21 protein-coding genes are annotated in these 16,963 nt (G+C 41.0%); 10 read left to right on the forward strand and 11 right to left on the reverse strand.

The features are described from left to right. Window positions 1-38 precede the first annotated feature (38 nt). From BDD43_RS18680 to BDD43_RS18690, 3 genes are read left to right on the forward strand one after another with little or no spacing between them, the layout of a single operon-like run. Window positions 39-674: an ABC transporter ATP-binding protein gene (locus BDD43_RS18680; RefSeq protein ID WP_121199098.1), complete on the forward strand. Its 636-nt coding sequence runs from the start codon at window positions 39-41 to the stop codon at window positions 672-674. After that, the gene (locus tag BDD43_RS18685; protein WP_121199099.1) at window positions 674-1,813 is read left to right on the forward strand and encodes a hypothetical protein; all 1,140 of its coding nucleotides are present in this window, start codon (window positions 674-676) and stop codon (window positions 1,811-1,813) included. The genes BDD43_RS18680 and BDD43_RS18685 overlap by 1 nt, the downstream gene beginning before the upstream one ends. A 4-nt stretch (window positions 1,814-1,817) precedes the next feature. Continuing rightward, the gene (locus BDD43_RS18690; RefSeq protein WP_121199100.1) at window positions 1,818-2,933 is read left to right on the forward strand and encodes a hypothetical protein; all 1,116 of its coding nucleotides are present in this window, start codon (window positions 1,818-1,820) and stop codon (window positions 2,931-2,933) included. A 45-nt stretch (window positions 2,934-2,978) separates the two neighbouring features. On the opposite strand, the gene BDD43_RS18695 is transcribed toward BDD43_RS18690, so the two are convergent. The 4 genes from BDD43_RS18695 to BDD43_RS18710 all read right to left on the reverse strand — a co-directional run bounded on the left by BDD43_RS18695 (window position 2,979) and on the right by BDD43_RS18710 (window position 7,119). After that, complete coding sequence (locus BDD43_RS18695) at window positions 2,979-3,800, reverse strand: DUF817 domain-containing protein (protein WP_121199101.1); 822 nt, start codon at window positions 3,798-3,800, stop codon at window positions 2,979-2,981. Window position 3,801: 1 nt separating this feature from the next. Continuing rightward, window positions 3,802-4,497, reverse strand: a complete 696-nt coding sequence (locus tag BDD43_RS18700) for an oxygenase MpaB family protein (RefSeq protein ID WP_246001659.1) — start codon at window positions 4,495-4,497, stop codon at window positions 3,802-3,804. 58 nt (window positions 4,498-4,555) lie between these two features. Next, window positions 4,556-4,927 (reverse strand): ribosomal maturation YjgA family protein, encoded by a 372-nt coding sequence (locus tag BDD43_RS18705; RefSeq protein ID WP_121199103.1) that lies wholly within the window; start codon window positions 4,925-4,927, stop codon window positions 4,556-4,558. Between the two features lie 407 nt (window positions 4,928-5,334). Beyond that, a complete protein-coding gene (locus BDD43_RS18710) occupies window positions 5,335-7,119 on the reverse strand; it encodes a glycoside hydrolase family 15 protein (RefSeq protein ID WP_121199104.1) in 1,785 nt (594 codons plus the stop codon). A 253-nt stretch (window positions 7,120-7,372) separates the two neighbouring features. On the opposite strand from BDD43_RS18710, the gene BDD43_RS18720 reads away from it, so the two are divergent. The 3 genes from BDD43_RS18720 (at window position 7,373) to BDD43_RS18730 (ending at window position 9,688) form a co-directional block, all read left to right on the forward strand. Then, window positions 7,373-8,008 (forward strand): peroxiredoxin, encoded by a 636-nt coding sequence (locus tag BDD43_RS18720; protein ID WP_121199106.1) that lies wholly within the window; start codon window positions 7,373-7,375, stop codon window positions 8,006-8,008. Window positions 8,009-8,154: 146 nt separating this feature from the next. Next, window positions 8,155-8,352 carry a cold-shock protein gene (locus tag BDD43_RS18725; protein ID WP_121199107.1) on the forward strand — a complete coding sequence of 66 codons (198 nt, stop codon included), beginning with the start codon at window positions 8,155-8,157 and terminating at the stop codon, window positions 8,350-8,352. Window positions 8,353-8,461: 109 nt separating this feature from the next. Continuing rightward, window positions 8,462-9,688 (forward strand): MFS transporter, encoded by a 1,227-nt coding sequence (locus BDD43_RS18730; protein WP_121199108.1) that lies wholly within the window; start codon window positions 8,462-8,464, stop codon window positions 9,686-9,688. A 165-nt stretch (window positions 9,689-9,853) separates the two neighbouring features. On the opposite strand, the gene BDD43_RS18735 is transcribed toward BDD43_RS18730, so the two are convergent. The 6 genes from BDD43_RS18735 to BDD43_RS30620 are packed head-to-tail and all read right to left on the reverse strand — an operon-like array spanning window position 9,854 to window position 12,694. Beyond that, a complete protein-coding gene (locus BDD43_RS18735) occupies window positions 9,854-10,036 on the reverse strand; it encodes a hypothetical protein (protein ID WP_121199109.1) in 183 nt (60 codons plus the stop codon). An 11-nt stretch (window positions 10,037-10,047) separates the two neighbouring features. Then, a complete protein-coding gene (locus BDD43_RS18740) occupies window positions 10,048-10,779 on the reverse strand; it encodes a hypothetical protein (RefSeq protein WP_147425685.1) in 732 nt (243 codons plus the stop codon). 1 nt (window position 10,780) lies between these two features. Continuing rightward, window positions 10,781-11,158 carry a GntR family transcriptional regulator gene (locus tag BDD43_RS18745; protein WP_121199111.1) on the reverse strand — a complete coding sequence of 126 codons (378 nt, stop codon included), beginning with the start codon at window positions 11,156-11,158 and terminating at the stop codon, window positions 10,781-10,783. Between the two features lie 19 nt (window positions 11,159-11,177). Then, the gene (locus tag BDD43_RS18750; protein ID WP_121199112.1) at window positions 11,178-11,954 is read right to left on the reverse strand and encodes a hypothetical protein; all 777 of its coding nucleotides are present in this window, start codon (window positions 11,952-11,954) and stop codon (window positions 11,178-11,180) included. Next, window positions 11,951-12,385, reverse strand: a complete 435-nt coding sequence (locus BDD43_RS30615) for an ATP-binding cassette domain-containing protein (protein ID WP_246001663.1) — start codon at window positions 12,383-12,385, stop codon at window positions 11,951-11,953. The genes BDD43_RS18750 and BDD43_RS30615 overlap by 4 nt, the downstream gene beginning before the upstream one ends. A 9-nt stretch (window positions 12,386-12,394) precedes the next feature. Continuing rightward, window positions 12,395-12,694, reverse strand: coding sequence for an ATP-binding cassette domain-containing protein (locus BDD43_RS30620; protein ID WP_246001665.1), 300 nt, complete (start codon window positions 12,692-12,694; stop codon window positions 12,395-12,397). Between the two features lie 273 nt (window positions 12,695-12,967). Between BDD43_RS30620 and hemF the strand changes: the two genes are divergently transcribed. Beyond that, window positions 12,968-13,876, forward strand: coding sequence for an oxygen-dependent coproporphyrinogen oxidase (gene hemF / locus BDD43_RS18760; RefSeq protein WP_121199113.1), 909 nt, complete (start codon window positions 12,968-12,970; stop codon window positions 13,874-13,876). A gap of 17 nt (window positions 13,877-13,893) precedes the next feature. Beyond that, window positions 13,894-14,301 carry a hypothetical protein gene (locus BDD43_RS18765; RefSeq protein ID WP_147425686.1) on the forward strand — a complete coding sequence of 136 codons (408 nt, stop codon included), beginning with the start codon at window positions 13,894-13,896 and terminating at the stop codon, window positions 14,299-14,301. Window positions 14,302-14,385: 84 nt separating this feature from the next. Here BDD43_RS18765 and prmC read toward each other — a convergent pair whose 3' ends face one another. Beyond that, entirely contained in the window at window positions 14,386-15,252 is an 867-nt protein-coding gene (prmC, locus tag BDD43_RS18770; RefSeq protein WP_121199115.1) for a peptide chain release factor N(5)-glutamine methyltransferase, read from the reverse strand. Between the two features lie 35 nt (window positions 15,253-15,287). On the opposite strand from prmC, the gene ribD reads away from it, so the two are divergent. Continuing rightward, complete coding sequence (gene ribD, locus BDD43_RS18775) at window positions 15,288-16,340, forward strand: bifunctional diaminohydroxyphosphoribosylaminopyrimidine deaminase/5-amino-6-(5-phosphoribosylamino)uracil reductase RibD (RefSeq protein WP_162847115.1); 1,053 nt, start codon at window positions 15,288-15,290, stop codon at window positions 16,338-16,340. Continuing rightward, on the forward strand, window positions 16,330-16,944 hold the full coding sequence (locus tag BDD43_RS18780) for an IMPACT family protein (protein WP_121199117.1): 615 nt from the start codon (window positions 16,330-16,332) through the stop codon (window positions 16,942-16,944). The genes ribD and BDD43_RS18780 overlap by 11 nt, the downstream gene beginning before the upstream one ends. Window positions 16,945-16,963: the final 19 nt, after the last annotated feature.

Consider the following 16,963-nt stretch of genomic DNA (forward strand, 5'->3'; position numbering starts at 1 on the left):
TTATCTGGTAAACCATCTAAAAAAATAAAAACCTGCCCATGCTGCAATTTGTAAATTATAAAAAAACTTACGGCGATTATCCGGCCCTGCAAATACCCGATTTGGAATTGGAAGCGGGCATTTACTGGATAAAGGGCGTAAACGGATCGGGAAAGAGTACTTTATTAAAATCTATAGCAGGTATACTGGCGTTTAACGGCGATATTGTTTTAGACGGCAATGTGAGCATAAAAAAGCAACCTGTAGGTTTTAGAAAACTGGTAAACTTTGCCGAAGCCGAGCCGCTGTTCCCCGAGTTTTTAACCGGGGCCGAAATGATAAGCTTGTTTGCCGACGCTAAAGATGCACCTAAAGGACAGGAGAAACAATACATTGAAAGTATGGGTATACAAACCTATATGGAACGCCCAATAGGTACATACTCAAGCGGGATGCTCAAAAAGCTATCGCTCGTGCTGGCTTTTTTAGGTAACCCCAAGTTGATATTGCTTGACGAACCGCTGATTACCATAGATACCGCGGCCCTAAAAATACTGTATAGCTGGATAAGCGAGCAAAGCACCCAACATGGCGTTAGCTTTATGCTATCATCGCACCAACCCCTTGATGCCGATGAACTGCCCAGGGCAGGGGAGTTGCTGGTAGCAAACCAAACACTCACTATAAACGGCTAATGGCTGCGCCCCTTAGCCATATTTTAAGCAAGATATTTGCGCGTGGCTTTTATAAGGTACACGCCGGTATGCTGGTGTTTTTGTTTGTGGCCTTTATTAGCTATTGTTTTTTTATTAATACTGCCGGCGATATTAAGCTTTTAACACCATCGAAAGCACTTTTTTACAACTTTATTTTGTTAGTGACCTTTATAAGCGACCCGTTGATGACGGGCCTGTTTTTTTTAACATGGTTGTTGTACACCATAAAAAGCTGGGGTTACGTTGCTTCGCAATTGGTTGTGCCGCACCATCAGTTTGTGTATTACACGGCACCGGCCTTTAAACGGGGTAGGCAGTTTAAAAGCTGGCTGTATATGCAGTTTATCATCAGTTTGCCTTTTGTATTTTATGCTTTGGTGGCAGGCGTTGTTGGTATTATTTTCCATCGTTATTTGATGGTTGGCTGCATATTGCTTTTTGCTGCTTTGCTCATTTGTGCAAGTGCATGGTTATACGTATTGGTGGTTAATAAATTGGTTACAGCCAAAAATAACTCGTGGATGTTTAAGGTGAGCCGAAGCTGGCGCAAACCGTTTTTTAGTTTGTTTATTTACCAGGTTTTCGACAGGTTTAAAGTTGCTTATGTTATAACCAAGCTGTTATCGTATTTAGTGATTGTTACCATCATGTTTTCGTTTGCTGATGTGCAGAATGATGTGCGTGTGGCCGGGTTAATTGTTTTAGGCGTAGTAACCACACATAGCATCCTCATTTACCAGCAACACAGGTTTGAGCTAATTTATTTGGGGCTGTTGCGTAACCTGCCTTTTAGTATGGTTAACCTATATATTAAGTACATTGTTAGTTATGCCATACTGCTACTGCCCGAAGTTATTTGGTTGGTAATTAGTTTTAATGTGTTTATTACCATTGGTTTATTGCTTTTAATGTTAAGTTTAATTTTATTGTTCCATTGCCTGTTATATCAAATTGGTTTGGCGGTTAATAAATACTTGCCGTTTATATTTGCCACGTTTACCGTTTTGTTTTGTATGGTATTATTTGGCTTAATGTGGATGCTTATTCCATTGTGTTTAATTATTTCATTTACAGTATTTTATTTTAGTTATTATAAAGCGCAATTGCAGCTTGCTTAATTTTATGAAAACATCGCCCTTAGCTAAAATACTGCTCAAAATATTTTCCAATGGTTTTTACAAGGCACATGGCGGCATGTTTGCCTTTGCGCTATTTGTAATGTTTGGTATGGTTGAGCCATCGCAATTGCTCAATTACCATAAAACATTAATGCTTGCTTTTATAAGCAGTTGGTTAATGATGGGGCTTGTATTTTTGTTTTGGCTGCTTTATGCTGTTAAGTGCTGGCACTTTGTAGCCGGGCATATTTTTGCTCTTAACCAGCAATTTTTGTTTTATAGCAGCACATCGTACCAAAAAACCAGGCAGTTTGCGGCATGGTTTATTTTACAAGCAGCTTTAAGTACGCCAATATTAGTTTACGCCTTTATTGCAGTGGGAGTGGGCGTAAAAAATCATTTTTATTTGGGCGCACTGGCGGTTTTAGGTTATTGCATGGCGCTTAATGCGATAGGAGCCTGGTTTTATATGCGATTGATAAACAAACTTATCGACGGCAGTACACAATCGGTTATACTCAAATTGACAAAAAGCTGGAAGAAACCTTATTTTAGTTTATATGTTTATCACATACTTGATAAGCTGAAGGTTAAATATTTGGTAACCAAAGCACTATCGTATCTTATTATTACCGGCGTGTTTTTAATGTTTGCCGATGTTAGTCATGATTTGCGGGTTGCAGGTATTGCCTTGCTTGCCGTTGCGGTATCGCACTCGGTATTGATATTTGACGAGCGGCAATTTGAAGAGACCTTTTTAGTTTTTTCGCGAACGCTTCCGTATTCAAGATTGAAACTGTTTTTGTCGTTTTTAGCCGTTTACCTGATCTTGTTATCGCCAGAGGCGGTATGGCTTTTCGTGAGGTTTTCGCCATTGATGGCTTTAGGTTTATTGGCCTTCGCGTTAAGCTTGACTTTACTTTTCCATAGCCTGCTTTATAAGTTTGGGCTGGATATGGAAAAATACATTACCTGGGTATTGGCACTTTTTATAGTACTGTTTTGGGTAGTGATGTTTAGGCTAATATGGGGTTTGGTATGTGTTAACTTACTGGCTGCATATGTTGTTTTTTTTAGAAACTATTATAAAAATCACCAGTATACCCCCCCTGCGGATTAAAAAGCGAATTGAGGTATAGGCATTAGTTCACTGAAAATGATTTGATTATGCTTTTTGCTTAAACATTTTTAATTCGGCAACAATGATGAAGCTTACAATAACCAAAAACGCCCACGAACTTAGCTTTTGATAGTTTACAATTTGCCAGGCGTTGTGCTGGTAAGCGTATTGCCAGGCACCTAAATGGGTAGCGATGTTTTCGGCAAGCCAAATAAAGAAACCGATTAGCACAAAAGATAATACCACTGGCATACGGTATGTTTTAGATTGAATGGTAAAAAGCACTATTGAACGTTTAAAAAGAAATATAACTACCATACCGATAAGATAGCGCACATCGTGCACGAAATGATTGCTAAAAAAGTTGATGTATATTAATGCTGCAACAAGCCGTGCTGCAATATGGTTTGGCCAATTGGCTATCTGTAAATGTAACCGTCGCCATTCCTGGCACATGTAACTGGCTACGCTGGCATACATAAAACCGCTGTATAAGGGTACACCCAAAAACTTGGTATGGGCATCTTCGGGGTAACACCATGAGCCGATATGCACTTTAAAAAGCTCCATCATTAAACCTAACAGGTGGAAGATGCAGATCACCAACACTTCGTCACGGGTTTCAATTTTTGTAAAGTACATCAGCATTTGTATGGTAATGCACATGATGAGCATAAAATCGTATCGCGGAAGCCAATGGGTAACGAAGTGCGATAACCCCAACGGTGTGAACACCAATACCGGGAATATGCAGGAGAGCGCCTGTTGAACACCAAATACAGCTAAATGGCGCGTAAGCGATGTAAACGACACTTTAGTATCATTTTTAGATAGTTGCAATGCAATAGGGGCTTTTTCATGCTGCATTTTAAGCTACATCAAGGTCTGTTATTTGCGCTTTGTATTGGGGCGGTAGTATGGCATTTTTTAACAGGTTTGCTAACTTAACAGCGCGGGCTAACTTGTACGCCCCAATAACCGGGTTTAACCACTTAATGCTGCCCAGTTTAAGTAAACGGTTTACAATACCAGGTGTTACCAGTATTTGAGCCTGTTTGAGCAAGTGATACCTGATGTAACCGAGATGCTTTTGATACTGTTGATATAAGTGGGTAGTGAAATTGCTATAGATAAGGTTTTGTTGTAGATGCTGCTGGCGCATAATAAGCCAAAGCGGGTATGTTTGCGGCAGCCCGGTAAGGCCCATTCGGTTGCCTACTTGGTTAAATACTTCAAATACCTCGTGCTTTTCGTGGTCGGTAAGTGGGCGTTCCAATATCTCGTATGAACGGATTGAATAATCTATAAGCATAAAAAGCACATCGCGATAAGCCCAATCCGGAATTTGTGCGCCGCGGCTTTGCTCAACACCTTGGTGAATGGCCGTTATTGTATCGATAGCGGCAATTGCGGCATCGTACTCCGAAAAGATGATTTGCCTGGCATAAGCCACAGTTGAAAAAAGCCGACCGAGTGGATCGGTAGGGAGTTTGCCTGTATAGTACAACCAATCTACAGCCTTGTTAAGCGCAAACTCCGCAGACGCACCCGCAAAAATAAACAAGATGGTATCGCCTTTACCCCAAATTTGCCGACAATTGAATTTGGATGAACAAAATACTTCATACTGTTTTTGTTTTAAGGTTTAAAGTCAATCTTTCCACTACCAATACAAGGAGTATGCCTATGGTATAGCAAAGCATATCAATCCACGAAAAATGGCTTCCTAATATAATGTGAGCTAATTTTGAGTTTTGCCAGCCAAGCAGGCCAATTAGGTTAAAATACTGCGAAACCTCTACCAAATAGCAAAATACAAGTACCCAAACGGCGGTTTTAAATACGGGTGTATTTACTAAACTTTTAACTATGCAATAAATTAAAATGGCAACCAATAAATCGCCAATGTAAGGGCGAATAATGGTATCGTGTATGTAACGGCCTATGATAACTTCTGTTAAAAACAGTAGGAAAGCGGTGTATTTGTAATTCATTTATAAAAGTACTTTGATATACAAAGTAAATGAATTTAATTTAATTTTGCAAGATGATGTTGGTGTTGGTTGGGATTTATGATGCGGATATAACCACATTAATTTACGGGGATTGCAAATCCCCTTTCTTTTTAGTCCAGGATTAAAAATCCGGACTAACGTTAGTTAGTATTAAGAGATTGACCACCGTTGGTCGGGATTTATAATCCCCGACCACATTAACGGTGGATTTATAATCCACGAAACACTTTGCTTACGCGGATTACAAATCCCCTTTCTTTTTAGTCCGGGATTAAAAATCCGGACTAACGTAACGAAAGATTAAAAATCGGGACTAACTGATGACCACTGACGTTTATTTATAACTTAGGCGATTACATCTTCCATTTTACCTTTAACATCTTCCATCATAAAAATATTGGCCTATCTAATTTCATGGCTATGCGGTAGGCGGCATTCATTAGCCCAACGTGGCTGTATGCCTGCGGGAAATTGCCCCATTGGCTGCCGTCGTTTTCGTCAACATCTTCGCTAAAGAGGAGCAGGTGGTTGCTAAACTGCAACAAGTTCTCAAACTCGCGGATGGCATCTTCGGTTCGGCCCACTGCGGCCAGGGCCTCAACGTACCAAAAGGCGCAAATTAAAAATGTGGTTTTAGGTTTGCCAAAGTCGTCTTTGTATAAATATCTGTAAAATAAGCCATTACTGGCTTTTAGCTCTTTTTCCAATGCAATTAAATGGTCTTTGGCGCGGTCGCTTGCCGGGTCTAGGTAGTTCATCATTATCAGTTGCAGAGTGCTGGCATCCAGGTTTTGGCTGCCAACGCTGTTGGTGTAAACCTTGCGTACCGGGTCGTAACAACTTTCAATGTGCGCTGCTGCTCTGTTTTTTAAGGTAACGGCGCGGGCCTCTAACTCCTGGTTGCCTATGGTTTTTGCCATTTTTTCGGCGGCAGATGCTCCTGCCCATTGAAACAGGTTGCTGTAGCAATGTATATTGGCAAAGTTGCGGAACTCCCAAATTCCGGCATCCTTTTCATCAATGGTTCTTTCAATTTTATAGAGCAGGTAGTCAATCCAGCGGGCACTGTCTTTACGTTCGCTGTACACAAAACGGTGATCGGTATAAAGCGGAAGTACCGAAATCATAACCTGGCCGTAAATATCATTTTGAATGTGCTCACTGGCCTGGTTACCAATGCGCACCGGTTTGTTACCTAAATAACCATCCAGGTCATCCAAAACCTTCTCTTCAATGTTTTTTTGCCCGGTTATGCTGTACAAGGGCTGATACCTAAAATCTTCCGAAAAGGAAATATCGGTTACATAGGCAAAGTATTTCTCCATTTCCTCAAAATGGCCAATGTGGTTGAGGGCGGTAATAACATAGTAAGTATCGCGCAGCCAGCAATAGCGGTAATCCCAGTTGCGGGTGCTTCCCGGCGATTCGGGCAAACTTGTGGTACTGGCAGCTATAATGGCTCCGGTATCTTCAAACTGGTGTATTTTAAGGGCCAGTGCCGAGCGTATAACATAAGGTTGATAAAACCCTGCAATAGACGAGTGTTTTATCCATATGCGCCAGTATTGTATGGTTTCGCGTAAAAAGCGGGTGCAAGTGCTTATCAGGGGAGCTTCTAACGGTTCGCCGTAGGTTAGCACCAGATATTTAACCTCGTTAAGCACAAATAACTGCTCATCAAACACATAACTCACGGGTATATTGGTGGTGAGGCGTATCTTTTCTTCGCCGCCTAAAAACTGAATATGGTTGCTGCCACGGTTTACGGTTAGCCTGGTGGCACCATAGTCCGACACGGGTTCGCACTTCACTTTAATGCGCGGCGATCCTTCTACAGGTTCAATCTGGCGTATCAGCATCAGTGGCTTATAATAGCGGTCGTGCTCGCGAAAGCGGGGAGCATAATCGGTAACTTTATATTTGGAACCATCGTGGCAGGTAATTTCGGTTATCAGTACATTGGTATTTTCCAGATAGTATTGGTTGGATGTAAAATCGCCTTCGGGTAAAATGGAAAATTCGCCACCTTTTTGCTTGTCCAGCAAGCCACCAAAAATAAAGGTGCTATCAAAGCGGGGCCAGCAAAGCCACTCAATATTGGTATTTTTATGTACATGCGCCAAATAACCGCAATTGCCAATAATGCCTGTTTGATAGGTGTGTTTTTCCATAATGAATTGATAACGGCGGAGGTGGTATAATGTTTAAAAAAGTATTAAAAAGGCTGTCGTTGCACGAAGCAACCGCACGCAGACAATTCGCCCGGTATAGCGGCTCGGCTTATGTGCGATTGCTTCGTGCCTCGCAACGACAAGCAGCATTATCTTTACATTGGTATTAAAAATAAACTTGAAAATAAAAGAAATACCTTTTAGCTTTGTGATATTATCTATTAAATCTATAGACATTATAATTTAAAATATCATGAGTTTACGATTAGGCGATACCGCACCAAATTTTACAGCACAAACCTCACAAGGTGAGATTAATTTTTATGATTATTTAGGCGATAGCTGGGGCGTGCTATTTTCGCACCCGGGCGATTATACGCCTGTTTGCACCACCGAATTGGGCAAAACTGCTGCACTTAAAGACGAATTTGCAAAACGCAATGTAAAAGTATTAGCACTGAGTGTTGATTCGGTAGAATCGCACCAGGGATGGATACAGGATATTAACGAAACCCAGGGTGTAGAGGTTAACTTCCCGATAATTGCCGACCCGGACCGTAAAGTGTCCGAAGCTTACGATATGATACACCCCAATGCATCAGTTAATGCTACTGTGCGCTCGTTGTTTATCATAGCACCCGATAAAACGGTTAAGCTTATCATCACCTATCCGGCATCAACCGGACGCAACTTTGTGGAGATACTACGCGTGATAGATTCGTTACAACTAACGGCCAATTACAGCGTAGCCACACCTGCCGATTGGAAGGAAGGCGAGGACGTTGTAGTAGTGCCGACTATTAAAACTGAAGACATTGCTGCCAGGTTCCCCAAGGGCTTTACTATAGTAAAACCATACTTGCGTACTACCCCTCAGCCAAATAAATAATTTTTATTGCATTTTATTGTTAAATTTATATCTTTGAATTTACAGGCTTAAAACATTGATACCCTTTCTGATAATAAAATACTTTTTCAGTTTGGTTTTATAATTTGGCCCATTTAATTTTTTTAATATTATTACTATTATTAATTATGAAAACTGGAAAAGTAAAATGGTTTAACACTCAAAAGGGCTATGGTTTTATCGTTACTGATGACGGTAAAGATTTGTTTGTGCATTTTAAAGATGTACAAGGCGGCGTAAATGCTATTAAAGATAACGATAGCGTTGAATACGAAGTTGAAGAAGGCCGAAAAGGTTTACAAGCCGTAAATGTAAAAAAAGTATAAAAGTATTATCAATCATAAAATGCAAGGCCCCCGGAATTAGCTTCCAGGGGTTTTTTTGTGCTGGTTATTTTGCTTAGTTTGGCTATTTTAGCCCTACCAAAACTTAATTATGAAGAGTACCGATACATCTAAAAATGTAATATTCCTGGTTATAGTGGCCGCGTTGGGCTATTTTGTTGATATATACGATTTGCTCATCTTCGCTATTTTACGCGTTGCCAGCCTTAAAGATATTGGTGTACCTGCTGCCGAGATAACCGATAAGGGCCTTTTTATTATGAATATGCAGATGGGCGGTTTACTGGTTGGTGGTATTTTTTGGGGTATTATTGGCGATAAATTTGGCCGCATCCGGGTGCTATTTGGTTCTATTCTGTTGTACTCGCTGGCTAACTTTGCCAACGGTTTCGTTCACGATGTTAATACGTATGCCATAATAAGGCTTATAGCGGGCATAGGCCTTGCCGGCGAACTTGGCGCGGGCATAACCCTGGTTAGCGAAACTATGAGTAAAGAAAACCGTGGTTACGGCACCATGATGGTTGCCGTTATAGGCTTATTTGGTGCTGTTGCCGCCGCTATTGTAGCCAAGCATTATGCGTGGCAAACTGCTTACTTTGTAGGGGCGGGCTTAGGTGTTTTACTGTTGCTGTTAAGGTTAGGCACATTTGAATCGGGCATGTATAAGGATGTTGCGGCAAAAAATTCGGTTGCGAAAGGTGACATCGGTATGCTGTTTAACAACGGGAAACGTTTTTGGCGATACTTATGCTGCATTTTAATAGGTACACCGCTATGGTTTGTTGTTGGTATATTGGTAACACTGTCTCCAGAATTTGGTAGAGTACTAGGTGCTACTACGCCGTTAAGTGCCGGTACAGGCATTATGTACACCTACATAGGTATATCTATAGGGGATATTTTTGCCGGGTTTTTATCGCAAATTACCAAATCGCGAAAAATAACAGTGCTGGTGTTTCTTATCTTATCGGTAGTGAGTGCATTTTGCTATCTGGGCACTACAGGCATTACGCCGGATAGTTTTATATGGCTTTGTTTGTTTATGGGCACGTCTGTAGGTTATTGGGCAACTTTTGTAACCATTGCTTCCGAGCAGTTTGGCACCAATATCCGGTCAACGGTAACTACTACGGTGCCTAACTTTGTGCGTGGCTCGTTAATACCAATAACCATCATATTTCAGGCACTAACAAAACACTATGGGCTGCTTAAAAGCGGCTATGTTATGATGATAGCCTTAACCTTAATAGCACTTTTTGCATTGAGCCAGCTAAAAGAAAGCTTTGGCAAGGATCTGGATTATTTAGAACAATAAAATACTGTTTTAGAAGCCAGAATTAGAGGCTGTTTAACAAATTTTTGTGCCCTCTGCTTCCTCTGCGGTTAGTTTTCACCACAGAGGACACGGAGATTGAGAACACAAAGATTCACAGAGCCAAATTATATTTAAACCAGTGTTTAGCGGGTGTTGTTGCACTTGCTAACGCTGCACAATAAAAATATCTTTGTGGGCTGCAGCATAATTATCAGGTTTCAAAATGCTTATGCCGGGAGTAAACCCAATGCCCAGGGTACGTATGTAGTTTAAATAAACTATACTGAAGTGGAACGAACTGCCTAATACCAGTACCACAATTAATGCGCCTATTAATGCCTTTTTCATGGTTTGGGTAATTAATTTTTGTTTAAGCTTTTGGTGGCAACGCCGGTAAACGAAACCTCGGCACTATCGGCAAAGTGATATTTAAGCTGGGGTATATTAATGTTTTCTACCTCTAATCGCCCTTTTTGGCGCACCTGTAAATTTGATTTTTGAATAGTATTACTTTGCTCAATACTTAGCGAAGACGCTGCGCCGGGTGTAAAACCTAAAATAGCGTTTAACGAACCTAATTTATTGCCCACCAAACCTATACTACTGGCGTTATCGGCTTCAATCAATAAACTGTCTTGTTTAAAGCCTTTAACGGTTATGTGCCTATCGTCGTTGTTGCTATTTAGGTTGTTATGCGTAATTAGCTTTCCCTCATCGGTAAAAAAGGCTTTGGCTTTAACCGATACCAACGCAGGGCATTCTATAATGATACTACCGCCATTTTTATTGTCGTCTTTTAAATAAACAACGTTAACTATAAGGCGTTTACCTTGCTGGGTAATTTTAACCACATTGCCCGACCATTTAGACACATATACCTTGCCCTGGCCGGGGACAATGGATACATCTAACTGGCTTGCTGCGTTAATCTCTACTTCGTTAAAGTAATTAACGTTTTTAGGATGATAGTTACGATAAGGGTTTTTAAAATTGCCGGTTAAAAATTCGGCCCGCAGGGCACTGTTATAAATACCAAGTGATATCACGAAAATTATAAGGGCACTTAATAATAGTTTGTTACTTGTTTTCATGTTATTCTGTTTTAAAGTTTTCTGTTTTAAATTTTTCATAGCGCGCCTGCAAATCGTCGAGCGTTATATCCAATAAAAATATATTTCTAAAAAAATCGGGCAAATCCTGTTGTAAAAAGCGCTCTTTGCGGTAAAGCTTTACTTTTTTAATTCCTTCGGTTTCTACAAAAAAGCCTATGCCGCGTTTGTTAAATATCACTTCCTGGCTTTGCAAAAATTCGTAAGTGCGCATTACTGTATTGGGGTTAACCTGCAGCTCAACCGAAAGATCTCTAACGGAAGGTATTTTTTCGCCCTGCGCCCACACCCCGCGCAATATTTTTTCGCTCACATAGGCTGCAATTTGCAGGTATATGGCTTCGTTGTTTCTAAATTCCATCTTCTAAATCCCTCGCTCGTTAAACTTGTTTTTCTTTAAGCCTGAAGTATGATGCGGCCCACAATATAGCTGATAGTACCATGAACAAAATGATGGTCCATTTAAAGTACATATCACCCATTTCTAAATTATAAAACTGGTTATTCTGATTAAATGATAAGCCACCGAAAGGTGGGTTTCCGGATATTTTAACACCCATTACCGCTTCTAAAACCTGGTCGTTTAAAACCCACAATATTAAACCGATAATAAAAAGGGAGGATGCGGTTTTGATGAAGTGCATTTTTTTGAAATAAATGGCACCATATAATGTAATGGCATGTAGGATGATGTATCCCGGAAATACAAAATACACTTTTTGATCGGCAGAGAATAGATCCAAATAATGTACCGAACCTGCCGGCCAGTTACCCATGATAGAAATGATGAATAATAAAGCATAAAACAAAGCTGTAAACAGGATTTGGAAAATTAAGTAGGAGTATACCCACCCTACCATATATTTTTCAAATATTGATGCCGGCAATGTAAGTGTGGCAATGGTTTTGCGCTTATCGCCCAGGTTATTAAATACGTTACTGGTAAAAATGGTGCCTGATAACAAAAGACACACTATATAATTTATCATTTGATTACCTATGCTAACAGGCATTTTGCTTTTGAACACTGATGAACCAAAAGATATGGCTAACAACCCAAACAATACACCGAGCGACATTAAATAGCCTTTATAATGCTCTATTGTATGCTTTTTAAACAGTATTGCAAAACGTTTTAAACTGAATATGTTGTTCATACGGTTGTAGTATTTAAAAGGTTAATTAAAGGTTTGTTATTGCTAATAATGGCATTAAATAAAAGTTCCATATCAACTTTACTGTAAAGGCCGTTGGTATTATTTAAAATGGCGTTTTTGCCGCGCATGGTTTCTTCCTCATATAAGGCGATTTGGCTGTCGTGGGCATCAAGCGTGGTGAAATACAGCTTTTCGGAAATTGTATCTAAGGTTTGGTTCACTACTATTTCCCTGTTGTGCAAAACCACTAAAGTATCTATCAGGCTATCCAGGTCACGCACCTGGTGGGTTGATATGATAATGCAGCGTTCTTCGGTTAAAACCGAAGCAATAATTTTACGAAACTGTACTTTGGAAGGGATGTCGAGCCCGTTTGTTGGCTCGTCCATTACCAGCAGGCTTGTATTGGTAGCCAGCCCAAAGGCTATCATTACCTTTTTTTACTGGCCGAAGGATAGTTTATCTAAAACCGATTCGCGCGGAACATCAAACTCGCTTAGGTAAGTGTAAAATTGTTCTTCGCTAAAAAGCGGATAAAAACTCCCCGTATCTTTTACAAACCTTGCAGCCGTTACCGGAGGCACGTATAATTCTTCGGGAATAAAATACATGTCTTGTAAAAAGCTTACGTCTCTGTCGGCACTATTTAAACCGTTAACTGCACATACGCCGCTTTGGGGGTATACCAGGCCCGTTAGGTTATGTAACAGGGTTGATTTGCCCGCGCCGTTTTTGCCCAATAAACCCTAAATGTGCCCTTTAGCCAAATTTAGGGTAAGGTTTTTAAAAAGTAATGCCTTTTTTGAGTAGCCAAAATTTAGATTGTTGATTTGTATCATACTCGATTGTTTAGTGTATTAGTTAAATAGTACACTACAAAAGTATATAAGAAAATCAGATTTGCAAATAATATTTGAAATTTGCCGACTTAAATTTTTAGTTACTTTTGTTGATACACAATAACAGCCCTGTAACTGTTGAGCAGAACTGTGCCAAACACCCAAAATTGACCCATGATAACCAAGGAAGAAATAGCCGCCGAGTACCAAAAAATTCAGGATGAGATATGTGCCGGACTTGAGCAGTTAGACGGTAAATGCCTTTTTGTGGAAGAGCACTGGCACAGGGATGGTGGCGGCGGCGGGCGCACTCGTGTAATTGAAAACGGCAATGTGCTTGAGAAGGGTGGGGTTAATTTTTCGGCGGTTGATGGGCTATTGCCCGAAACCATTAAGAATGCACTTAAAGTTGACCAGAACGACTTTTTTGCTACCGGGGTATCCATAGTTATCCATCCCAATCACCCATTAATACCCATCATCCACATGAATATTAGGTATTTTGAAATGCCGTCGGCAAATGGCAAGGAGCCGGTGCGCTGGTTTGGTGGTGGGATAGACCTTACGCCGCATTACGTTTTTGAAGATGATGCCCGTTTTTTTCATCAATACCTAAAATCGGTTTGCGATAGCTTTGGTGCCGATTTTTACACGCGTTTTAAAAAATGGGCCGACGATTATTTTTTCATCAAGCACCGCAATGAAACACGCGGCGTGGGCGGTATATTTTACGACCGTATTACGGCAACCGATGAGCATACGTGGGATGATATTTTTGAATTTTCGAAGGCCGTAGGGCGGTCGTTTTTACCTATTTATACCGAGATAGTTAACCGCAACCGAAACAGCCAATACACCGAAGCCCAGCAGGAATGGCAATACCAGCGCCGTAGCCGCTATGCCGAGTTTAACCTGGTTTACGATGCTGGAACCAAGTTTGGTTTGGAAACCAATGGCCGTATTGAATCTATCCTGATGAGTTTACCGCCGCAAGCCCGGTGGATATATAATTACCAGCCGCAACCCGGTTCGGAAGAAGAAAAAACTTTGGGCTTGTTAAAAAAAGGCATTAACTGGGCTTAAACCTATTGGAATTGAAAATGAGGAATACTGTATTTGCTTGTATAATGTGTGGTTTATTGGCAATGGCTTTTGCACAGGCGCCAACCGTTAAAACACTAAAAGGCACCTGGCAATTTGCAGGCGGTATATATAACGGCAAGCCCGATGGCGCGCCCAAAGAGTATAAAATGCAGCGGATATATACCGTTCATAATTTTGCTGCCTTTGCCAGCCAAAAGGGTTATCAAACCGAGCGTTACGAAGCAGGAGATTACATTTTAAAAGGTGATACATGCTTTGAAAGCCAAACCTTTAGCAGCCGGCCATCGCAATTGGTGGGGAAAAAGGTAGCCTATATTTGGAGTATTAAAGGGAACATGTTAACCCTTTCGGGAACGCTGCCAAGCGGAATGGTTGTTGAAGAACATTGGATAAAGGTGAAATAACACTTGTTTTAGGCAGTACACTTGTTAGCATATTGAGGGAAGGTAACAACCATTATTTTATTGGTTGCAGGGCTTTTGGGTTAACTATTGGGTTAATTCAGCTCCTATCATTCTGTCTTTCCCGCGCAGGTCCTGGCGTAGCTGTATGTTTTTAAAGCCTTTATCTTTCAATAAATTAACGGTTTCTTTACCCAGGTTTTCGTTTATCTCAAAAAAAAGCAAACCATTCTCTTTTAAATTTTGCAGGGCAAAATTGGCAATGGCGTTATAAAAAATTAACGGATCGGTATCGGTAACAAACAGGGCTAAATGCGGTTCGTGGTTTAATACATTGCCGTGCATCTCGCTTTTTTCGCCCTCTGTAACGTAAGGCGGGTTGCTTACGATGATGGAATAGTGCGTATTGCGCAGGGTAATACCACTTTGTTTTAAAATGTCGGTTTTAATAAAATCAACTTCAACGTCATTCAGTTGCGCATTTTGCCTGGCTATGTTTAGCGCACGTGTAGATACATCAACAGCCGAAACCTTAGCCGATGGTAAATAGGTTTTAAGCGTGATGGGTATACAACCGCTACCCGTACCTATATCCAGTATGGTTTCCAGCTCGTTGCGTTGTTTTGCTATGCTAATTATCCACTCTACAAGTTCTTCGGTTTCGGGCCGCGGAATTAAAACTGCTGGCGTTACCTTAAAGGGCAAACCGTAAAATTCGGTATCGCCTAAAATGTATTGGATAGGTTTACCGGTTTGCAAGGCACGAAGGATTTTTTTTAATTTTTGAGCTTGCACCGCGCTAAATTCTGTTGACGCATAGGCCCGTAACTGCGCTTTTGATAAAGCGGTTACCTCGCTTATGGCCAGGTATTTAATGGCGTTTATTTCAGGCTTGTCGTAAATCGACTTGAGTACCTCATCAAACTTGATCAACGCATCCCCAACAGTTTTCATTCTACAAAGAAACATAAAAACATACCTTTGCAAAAATGGTTCATCATAATAAATACATGCAGCGCGCTTTGCAGCTGGCCCGGTTGGGCATGGGCAGCGTTAGCCCTAACCCAATGGTTGGCGCTGTGATAGTACATAACGATACTATAATTGGCGAAGGTTACCACCAGCACTACGGCGGCCCGCATGCCGAAGTTAATGCCGTTGACAACGCAATTAATAGTTTTGATAACGCGGCGCAAATGCTTTCGCAATCAACTATTTATGTAACATTGGAGCCCTGCGCACATTACGGTAAAACGCCACCCTGTGCCAATTTGATAATTGCGCATCAAATACCGAACGTAGTTGTTGGCTGCCGCGACCCGTTTGATGAGGTGAACGGCAAAGGCATTGAAAAATTAATTGCCGCAGGCATTAATGTAACTGTTGGCGTTTTAGAAAACGAATGCCTTGATTTAAACAAACGCTTTTTTACCCGTATACAAAAACACAGGCCCTACATTATATTGAAATGGGCGCAAACCGAAGATGGCTTTTTTGCCCCTGATGATGCGCGCCAGTTTTGGATAACCGGCCCCGAATCGCGCAAGTTGGTACACCAGTGGCGGGGCGAGGAAGATGCCATTTTAGTGGGAAAAAATACTGCCATGATTGATAACCCGCAATTAAATGTGCGTTACGGCAATGGCAAATGCCCAAAGCGGATTGTGATTGACAGGCGGCTTGAGTTGCCCAGGCATTTGCACTTGTTCGATCAATCGGTAGAAACCTTTGTTTTTAACGAGGTTAAAACCGAGTTTGACGGCAACATAAAATACATATCGTTAGAAGATTTTAACTATTACGTTCCCCAATACATCCTTTATCAGCTTTACTTGCAGGATATACAATCGGTAATAATTGAGGGCGGAGCCAATACGCTGGCGCATTTTATTAAAGATGGCCTGTGGGACGAGGCACGGATATTTACCGGCCCGGTAACTTTAAAACAAGGCTTGCAAGCACCTGTAATACAAGGCGAAACAATATCGGAAGATAGGATAGGGGACGATGTTTTACGAATAATAAAACCTTATGCTGTTTAACGATACTTACCTAACGATAACCGAACCTGGCGAAGGTATCTTTCGCGATAGGGGTAGTAAGTTTCTGGCTTTTGCTTACCCTATCCGGTCAGATCAGGATATTAAGGCCCTGGTTGCAAAACTAAAAAGCCAGCATCCAAAAGCCAACCATCACTGCTGGGCCTTGCGGTTGAGCCCCGACAGATCAATATTCCGTATCAATGATGATGGCGAACCGGCCGGTACCGCAGGAAGACCCATTTTAAATACCTTGCTATCTAAAAATTTAACCAATATAGCCGTTGTTGTAGTGCGGTATTTTGGCGGCACATTGCTTGGCGTTCCGGGGCTTATAAATGCTTATAAAGTTGCTGCCGAGGAAGCTTTGAAGGCTGTTAAGGTGATTGAAAAAACGGTGAACGATGTTTACCAAGTAAGCTTTAACTATTTGCAAATGAATGATGTTATGCGCATTGTTAAAAGTGAAAATTTAAACATTACAGAACAGCAATTTGATACTGATTGCGAAATTAAAATTGAGGTACGCAAAAATCAGGTTGAAAAAGTGATTGCGCTTTTACAGCATATTAGCGGCGTTAAAATTAATTGGGTAGCAACCCTGTAAAACTAAGTACTTAATTCAA

The sequence above is a fragment of the Mucilaginibacter gracilis genome (assembly GCF_003633615.1).
GTDB lineage: Bacteria > Bacteroidota > Bacteroidia > Sphingobacteriales > Sphingobacteriaceae > Mucilaginibacter > Mucilaginibacter gracilis.

Excerpts from the sequence above, each read along its gene's own strand:
- BDD43_RS18730 (WP_121199108.1), top strand. The coding sequence starts at position 8,462 with ATGAAGAGTACCGATACATCTAAAAATGTAATATTCCTGGTTATAGTG.
- hemF (WP_121199113.1), top strand. The coding sequence starts at position 12,968 with ATGATAACCAAGGAAGAAATAGCCGCCGAGTACCAAAAAATTCAGGAT.
- BDD43_RS18710 (WP_121199104.1), bottom strand. The coding sequence starts at position 7,119 with ATGGAAAAACACACCTATCAAACAGGCATTATTGGCAATTGCGGTTAT.
- BDD43_RS18735 (WP_121199109.1), bottom strand. The coding sequence starts at position 10,036 with ATGAAAAAGGCATTAATAGGCGCATTAATTGTGGTACTGGTATTAGGC.
- BDD43_RS18720 (WP_121199106.1), top strand. The coding sequence starts at position 7,373 with ATGAGTTTACGATTAGGCGATACCGCACCAAATTTTACAGCACAAACC.
- prmC (WP_121199115.1), bottom strand. The coding sequence starts at position 15,252 with ATGAAAACTGTTGGGGATGCGTTGATCAAGTTTGATGAGGTACTCAAG.
- BDD43_RS18695 (WP_121199101.1), bottom strand. The coding sequence starts at position 3,800 with ATGCAGCATGAAAAAGCCCCTATTGCATTGCAACTATCTAAAAATGAT.
- BDD43_RS18685 (WP_121199099.1), top strand. The coding sequence starts at position 674 with ATGGCTGCGCCCCTTAGCCATATTTTAAGCAAGATATTTGCGCGTGGC.
- BDD43_RS18740 (WP_147425685.1), bottom strand. The coding sequence starts at position 10,779 with ATGAAAACAAGTAACAAACTATTATTAAGTGCCCTTATAATTTTCGTG.
- ribD (WP_162847115.1), top strand. The coding sequence starts at position 15,288 with ATGGTTCATCATAATAAATACATGCAGCGCGCTTTGCAGCTGGCCCGG.
- BDD43_RS18690 (WP_121199100.1), top strand. The coding sequence starts at position 1,818 with ATGAAAACATCGCCCTTAGCTAAAATACTGCTCAAAATATTTTCCAAT.
- BDD43_RS18780 (WP_121199117.1), top strand. The coding sequence starts at position 16,330 with ATGCTGTTTAACGATACTTACCTAACGATAACCGAACCTGGCGAAGGT.
- BDD43_RS18705 (WP_121199103.1), bottom strand. The coding sequence starts at position 4,927 with ATGAATTACAAATACACCGCTTTCCTACTGTTTTTAACAGAAGTTATC.
- BDD43_RS18680 (WP_121199098.1), top strand. The coding sequence starts at position 39 with ATGCTGCAATTTGTAAATTATAAAAAAACTTACGGCGATTATCCGGCC.
- BDD43_RS18750 (WP_121199112.1), bottom strand. The coding sequence starts at position 11,954 with ATGAACAACATATTCAGTTTAAAACGTTTTGCAATACTGTTTAAAAAG.
- BDD43_RS18745 (WP_121199111.1), bottom strand. The coding sequence starts at position 11,158 with ATGGAATTTAGAAACAACGAAGCCATATACCTGCAAATTGCAGCCTAT.
- BDD43_RS30615 (WP_246001663.1), bottom strand. The coding sequence starts at position 12,385 with ATGATAGCCTTTGGGCTGGCTACCAATACAAGCCTGCTGGTAATGGAC.
- BDD43_RS18725 (WP_121199107.1), top strand. The coding sequence starts at position 8,155 with ATGAAAACTGGAAAAGTAAAATGGTTTAACACTCAAAAGGGCTATGGT.
- BDD43_RS18765 (WP_147425686.1), top strand. The coding sequence starts at position 13,894 with ATGAGGAATACTGTATTTGCTTGTATAATGTGTGGTTTATTGGCAATG.